1 protein-coding gene is annotated in these 6,829 nt (G+C 61.7%); it reads right to left on the minus strand.

The genetic code is table 11. The annotated features are described in order from the left end of the window. On the minus strand, positions 1 to 6,829 hold a 6,829-nt coding region (locus ACIREA_RS23210; protein WP_397384725.1), incomplete at both ends, for an autotransporter-associated beta strand repeat-containing protein.

The following is a 6,829-nucleotide window of genomic DNA, read 5'->3' on the forward strand; positions in this document are numbered from 1 at the left end:
GTAGGAGGTGTCTTGCGGGCCACCAAGGTTGCCGATGAGGAGTTTGAAGTCGGAGAGCGGGGCATTGGCCGCCATGCGGAGGATGCCGTAGTTCGCCATGGCATTGCTGCGCAGGTCGATGCTGCCGGCTCCGACGGCGATGTTGCTGGTGCTGTTGTATTGGATGGCGGTGCCCGGTTGGATGAGGGTGTTGCCGGTGCCCAGATTGGAAGTGGCCACGAGTCCTGCGATGCCGGGGGTGTCGCTCAGGGTGGTCACATTGCCTTCGAAGGTGCCGAAGAGCGTGACGCCGCCATTGCTTACGTAGCCGCCCTTGAAGGTGGCGCTATTGTCGCTGTTGATGTAAAGACTGCCACCGCCGCTCTTAAAGATAGTGCCGTTGCCGCTGATCGGTCCATTGATGGTGACGTTGCCGTTGCCACCTCCGCGGCTGTTGTTGGTGATCTCAGCATCCTTGATAAAGCTCAGGCCGGTGAAGCTGGCCGAGAGCTGCTGGTTGTCCGCAACGTTGTTGAGGGTCAGGAGAGCAGAGCCCAAAGGAGCGCCAAAGGCCAGCGTGCCGAACTGAACAGTCTTGTTGGAAGCGGAAGATGCCCGGGTCAGATTCAGAGCCGCCCCGCCGCTGCCGATGTAGCTGCCGCCGCCGAGCGTGGCAGTCGAACCGATGGTCAGGTTGTTGTTCGCAAAGGTGGTCAGCACCTGCATGTTCGCGGTGTTGTCACCTTCATGGCTGATGACAAGCGTCGCTCCGTTCAGGGTGATCGTAGCGCCGGCCCCAAGCGGATTGGAGGCCCCGTTGGAGAGGCGGACTTCCGTCGTGCCAGCCATGAGTTTCCAAGCGCCCACCGCGTTAGCACCGGCTCCGGTGTCTCCATTGGTCAGGAAAAGGGTCTGGCCGCCGATTTTCACGAGGGTCTTGCCTGCTGCGTCGATTTTGCCGCTGATGACGCCGTTGGCTGCGGTGTTCAGGGTGGTCTCACCCGCTGCATTGACGGCGAGGGTGCCGTTGATCATCACGCCGGTCGTAGCGCCAACCCACGTGAGGGCCGAGGCGTTGAGAGTGACGTTGTTGATCAGGGACCAGCCAAGCGGAGTGCCACCTGCGGTGAGAGCGGAGGTGGTGTTGGCATACGTGGAGCCGTTGCCGAAGCCGTTGAAGGCGTCGATGGTCAGGTTGTAGCCGCTGCCGGAGCCGAACTGGATGACGGCGATGTTGTCGATGACCTCGCCAAGCGCGTAACCGCTGGCGGCCGTGCCCGACAGATCGAGAATACCGCCCTTGAGGGTGATGGGGCCCGTTCCAAGGGCGAGGGTGTTGCGCACCGCCAGGGTGCCAGTGCTGACCGGTGCAACCACGTTGGCACTCGTCACACGACCTGCATTGATGATGGTGCCACCGGTGTAGGTGTTGGCGAGTGATGCGCCATCAGCATTGCGCGGCAGGTTCAGCGTCAGGGTGCCGTTGCCGGTCTTGGTAATGGCCACTGCGCCGTCGATCGTGCCGGTGTAGGTCGTGCTCTGGCCGATGCCGGTGTTCACAGTGAGGGTGTTGAGCGCACCGCTGTTCATCACGCGGCCGTAGCCGGAGAGGCCGCCGACGGTGATGGCTTGCCCGTTGAGGTCAAACCCATTGGCACTGCTGTTGACGACAAGGTTGATGAGGCCGCCCGAGGCCACGCTGCTCTGGCCTGCGAAGCGAACGGTGCCTTCCTGAATGGTCAGATTGCGCAGACCCGTGGTGAACGGGGCCATGACGTTGGCCGTGCCGGAGAGGAGGAGGGTGCCCGCGCCAGCCTTGGTGAAGTCGAAGGCTTCGAAGTTGCCCGAAATCGTCGAGTTGCCTGTCTGACCGCCGCTGACGAACACGAGGGCTTCCTGCGCGGTCGCACCCGTGCCGAAGCGCAGGTTGCTGCTGATGGTCTGGCCGGCGGACGTGACAGCGTCGCCGTTCATGATCAGGCCGCCACCAGCGATGCGGAGCAACGAGGAGCCACCGGCAGCGGTGATGTTGCTGTTCGTGCGCAGGTCGAGCACATCGATCGTGCCGTTCGCGACCACCTGGGCGCTGATGATGTCGGCCAGCGAGGTGGCGGCCGAGGCATTCAGCACACCCACCGTGGTGGCATTGTGCAGCAGGAAGCCGTTGGTCGCATCGTAGCGCAGGAAGTTCAGCGAATTGGTGTCCGCACCCGTCGAGGAGCGGCCGACGATGGAAGGCGTCGCAAGGATGAACCCGGCGCCACTTGCTGTGTTGGTCGGGGCACTCGTGGTGACGATGAACTTCTCAGTCGAGCCGAGATCCGAAGACAGGTTCGACGAGATGATCGTCGCCATGCCGTTGGTGCCACGGGTAAGCGTGCCACTGAGGGTGAGCATGGAGCTTGCTGCGGTTCCCTTCGTCAGCTGGATTCGAGCTGCGTTGTAGGTAAGGGAGCTCGCAGTCAGCGCTTGGTTCTGCACCGTGAAGGTCAGAGCATTCGTCGAGGTGAGGACCGATGCGGTCGGCGCGCTGAGGGTGATGGTGTTGCCGTTCACCGCCGTGACCTGTGTGCCAGCGGTGATGCTGCCAGGTACGGTGCTGTTGGCGATGACCATGCCCGGGAGGATGCCAGCGGCATTGCTCACTGTGACGACGTAGCCGACGGCTGTCTGCGTGCTGCCGACAGTGACGCCCACCGGAGCGGTGCCCGAGGTTCCCTGCAGCGCGAGTGTGCCGTCACTGAGGGTGATGGCACCCGCGCCGAATGGAGTGCCGCTGGTCGTCTGGGTCATCACGGTGCCGCCGCCGCCGGGAACCCCGCCGATGGTGAGGCTGGTGGCTGCATTGAGCGTGGTGTTCAGCACCAGAGTGCCGGTGCCGACCTTCGTGAGGGCCTGAGCTGAGCCGCCTGAGATGACGGCAACGGGAAGGACGATGCCAAAGGTGTTGCTGCCCGAGACTTCAATCGTGCTGGCTGCGTTGTTCAGGAGGAACTGGTGCGCTGAGGTGAAGGAGCCGCCAATGGAAAGCGTACCACCGCGCAGTTGCACATCGGAAGGCAGGCCAGCCACCAAGTGTGAAGGTGTGCCCACGGCCAGGAGAACTGACGTGTCGCCCAGATTGTTGTCGTTGGTCACGCGGAGTTGACCGGCATCAATGAACCAGGAAGTGCCGTAGTTGACATTGGTGGTCAGTTTGTTCAGCGCCTGATTGGTGCCGGTATAGATCAGGATGCCGCCACCCTGCTTGAGCACGTTGGCTCCTTCTGTGGCTCCTGCAGTGAGGTTTGTGTCGAACTGAATGACGCCTTGGGTCGTGTTGACCACAAATTGGCGGTTCTGCAGCGTGGTCGCCGCACTGTTGAGGTTCCACGCGGCCGCCGTGTTGATGAAGGTCAGGTTGCCACGGCCTTCAAAGGTGATCGGCAGTGCCGCCGCCGTGGCAAGAGCTCCGAGGGTGTTCGCAATGATGCGGTTTGCACCATCGGAGCCGATGAAGGTGCCTGCGTTGCTATTGCCTGAGCCGAAAGTGAGCGTACCGGTGCCGAAGGGACCGCTGATGATGGTCAGCGCATTCGGTGCGCCCGTGTAGTAGGAATTGGCACCGACCACCACGCGGGCGTTGTTCAGGGTCGTGTTGCCCGTATAGGTGTTCTGCGAGAAGCCGTTTGGATCCGCTCCAAGGAAGACCACACCGGAGTTGGTAGCCGCCGTGCTTCCAATCAGGATGCTGTGCAGGTTGCCATTGCTGGATATCGGTCCCAGCAGCTCAAGGCGGCCACTGGTGATGGAGAAGAAGTTCAGCGTACGGTCCGCGCTCCCGGAGACGATGCTGATGCCCCCGGTGATCTTCGACCCGTAGAGCGAGTTGCTGAAGATGGAGATGTTGGAAGTGAGCTGGGTGGCACCGGTGGCGTTCGGATTATTGACAATGATGTCGCGACCGAAGGTGATCTGCCCGGAAAGCCCGAGGGACGGCGAGGTGTTCGTGGCAACCGATTGGACGAAAGCGACGTTGGTGATAAGCAGCGGCGAATCTGAGTTGCCGAGGGCACCAGGAGTATTCGGAAGCACGTCCGTACCGACATACAGGATGCCCGCCTGCGCCGGATTTGAGCCAACATTGACATTGTTAAGCCCCGTCAGGGTGGTGGTGCCGGTATAGGTATTCAGACCATTGAGCACCAAGTTGCTGGCACCCGATTTGATTAGGTTACCATTCACGCCGCTGATCACCCCTAGGATGCTCAATTCAGCCGTGGCATCGATCGTTCGGGTGCCGCCCACGCCAGCCGGCGTGAGATTGACGTTGCCGCGCAGCACGAAATTTGTGCCGGCTGAGCGGAAGTCAGCCACCAGATCCACGTTGTTGAGAAGGCTGATACCACCAGCGCTAACTGCACCCTGCTGCCCCTGGCCCAGGTTGAAGCCACCATCCGTGGTGTGGTTGATCACCAACTTGCCGCTGCCCAGGGCGAAGTTGTTGCCGATGTTGAGCGTCGAGCTGCGGTTGGCCCAAGTGTCGCCGGTGTAGTTGTTCCGGGTGTTGAGTGTGATGTTGGTGTTGCCGTTGATGACGGGCTGGTTGTTATAGGCGTTGCCCGCCACCATGGCCCCGATCTGGACAGAGTTGGAGCCCGTGAGCACGTTTTCAAACGCGTTCACGCCGATCTGCATGGTGCCCTGGTTGCCGCCGCCGCCGAAGCGATAGACGCCGTCCGTGGAAGCACCCAGCGTCGGGGCAAAGTAGTATTGGTTGATCGCGCCGCTGGTCGATGTGCCGAGCCAGAGATGCTCCACCGCCCCACTCTGATTGAGGGCGGTTTCCATCGCACCGATGTCGAGTGCACCATACTGCACGCCGTTGTCGAGGGAGATGACACCGAGGCTGGAGCCGATGGTGCTGAACTGCACTTTACCGTCGGCCGCAGGACCGGTGGTCAGCACAGAAAGGATGTTGGCCTGGGTCAGCGGGGTGCCGTTGTTGTTATTGCCAAAGGCGATGCCGCCAAAGGCCCAGTCATCACTGACCGCGGTGACTTTCTGGAAGGCGATGTTGCCGATGTCCGCAAGGCGGAGCTGTCCTCCAGCGAGGATGTTAATGTCGCCCACGCCAAAGACGCCCGTGGTCGCGGTGCCTGCGGTGAGTGAGATGGAACCCACGATGCTGGTCGCGGTGTTCTGGGTGCTGGGCCAGATTTCCAGCCCGATCTGGCCGTCCGTGCCGAAGGTGTTGACCCCGTTGGCGAGGAAGAGACCGCCGTTGCCATACTTGACCAGCTTGCCATTCGCACCGCCCACCACCAAGCCTTCAAGAATGCTCTGGTTGGCTGCACCAAAGGAGGAGCCGATGAAGTTGCTGTTGGCCCCCAGAGTCGTGGTGCCGGTGACGGTGATGCCGTTCTGCACGAAGTTCAGGTAGATTGGCGAATTGGCCCCGAGATCGGCAATCGTCAGGTTGTTGATGCGCTGCATGAACCCTTGGTTGTTGCTGGTGATGCTGGCATCACCATTGACGAAGACGTTGCTGCCGAGGTTGCCGGTTAGGCGGACGCCGCTGGGGAGATTGGAGTCACGCCTGGCGTTGTTGGAGAGCAGGCTGTCGATGATCAGACTGCCGGCGTTGATGATGATGTTCTGGCTGTTGCTCGTGCTGGCGATGGCCACGCCGGAATTCGAAACTGGGTTCTGCAGGAGCAGGTTGCCCTGATTGATAGTAATGTTGCCCGTGAGTCCCGAGTTGCTGCTGGAGATAAGGAGCTGGGACGCACCGAACTTCGTCAGCCCACCGCTGCCGGTGATCTGGGCGTTGATGATGGTGTTGCCACCGGTGTAGATCATGGCTTCACGCGCACCAAAGGCGAGGGTCATCGCCAGGGTCTCGGCCCGGGTCGTGGCGGTCGCTGCGTTAACCGTGCTGATGGTCGGGGTGCCGGTGAAGAGCAGGCCGCCGAAGGCTGCATTGCCACCCGCGAAGGTGATCGTGTTGAAGGTGGCGGTCGGCGTCAGGTTGCCACTGATGCGGGCAGCATAAGTGTTGATGTTCGTCCCAAGAGTTTCCGCAGCCGCGATGTCGATCACGCTGCCTGCGCCCGGATCCACACTGATGGTGCCGGCGGCGACGTTGTAGACGTGGCTGTAGCCGATCTGGCCGGAACCCGGGGCAAGCGCGGCACCGTTGGTGCTGGCGGCCTGATTGCTGAGCAGCGACTGGAAGCCGGTGTCCAAACCGGTCAGGTTGTTGGCCTGGTTGTAGGAGACGAAGGTGTTGTTCTGGGAATCAATGACCCACGGAGCGACGATGCCGCCGCCTCCAGTCAAATTGGCTCCCTGCAGCGTCGTGCCGGCAACCGCGACACCACCCGAGACCACGAGGCGGGCAAAGGAGGTGACCGGCGTCGGGCTCGTGCTGTTGATCAAGCCCATCGCGCTGGACTGCGTGGTGGTATTGACAGTGCCGACGAGGGCCAGCGAAGCGTCGTTGATCAAGAGCGTGCCATTGGTGCCACGGGTGAGGCCACCAGCAGACAAGGTGACGGAGCCAGCACCAGCGGGACGGTTGATCTGGATGGCGGAGCCCTTGTTTGCAATCAGCGTGCCAACCACTTCAAAAGACTGCGCATTGGAGGCTCCAACGTAGCGGAACGTACCACCATTGATATCCTGACCGGTGGCATCTGCCCAGCGGCCCTGGCCGTCAGCCACGGAACCAAGCTGGTCTGTAATGGTGAGCGTGCCACCGGGACGGAGCTGGATGAGGTTGCTGTTGGCGTTGAGAATCGAGTTGTAGAACGAGGGGCTGTTGAGGCCGCCAGGTCCACCCAGCTGCAGGGTGCCATAAACCTCAACG

It is taken from the genome of Prosthecobacter sp., from assembly GCF_044373815.1.
Taxonomy (GTDB): domain Bacteria; phylum Verrucomicrobiota; class Verrucomicrobiia; order Verrucomicrobiales; family Verrucomicrobiaceae; genus Prosthecobacter.